This window comes from Salmonella sp. SAL04196 (genome assembly GCF_046550835.1).
In the GTDB taxonomy this organism is placed as follows: Bacteria; Pseudomonadota; Gammaproteobacteria; order Enterobacterales; family Enterobacteriaceae; genus Salmonella; species Salmonella enterica.
The window spans coordinates 1-529 of sequence record NZ_JBGDXE010000024.1; the positions used below are offsets into that span (position 1 = coordinate 1).

A 529-nucleotide genomic window follows, 5' to 3' on the forward strand; every position below is an offset into this window, starting at 1 on the left:
GTGAAGCGACCGGTACAGCCGCAGCAGCGCGTCGAGCAGCCGCGGCCGCGCCGCCAGCGCCTCCAGCGCCCGTTGCCGCCATGCGGCGCCGCGCCGCTTGCGCTGGCGTCGCCGTCCCTCGACGAGCAGCTGGCCGTAGCGCACGCCGGGCGGGCATACCGCCTCGCACCGGCGGCAGCACAGACAATGATCGAGATGGGCCTCGCCCGCGGGCGTCGGCGCCGCCGCCTCCAGCGCCCAGGCGCGCAGCAGCGCGATCCGGCCGCGCGGGCTTTCGGTCTCGAGCCGTTCGCGGGCGTAGGTCGGGCACGCCGGCAGGCACAGGCCGCACTGCACGCAGTTGCGCTCGAGGAAGGACAGTACCGGGCGCTCGCTGTTGTCGCGCAGCGCCTGCGACGGACAGGAGCCGACGCAGGCCATGCACAACGTGCAGCGGCCGGTGTCCACCTGCACCGCGCCCAGCGGCGCGCCAGTGGGCAGCGGCACGGTCTCGGCCGGCAGCGGCGCATGCGCGGCCAGGTGGTCGAGC

At 76.2% G+C, this 529-nt stretch carries 1 protein-coding gene; it reads right to left on the reverse strand.

Annotation, left to right across the window (positions count from 1 at the left end; translation table 11 throughout):
- On the reverse strand, positions 1-529 hold a 529-nt coding region (locus tag ACLJPE_RS23180), incomplete at both ends, for a 4Fe-4S dicluster domain-containing protein (RefSeq protein WP_410966025.1).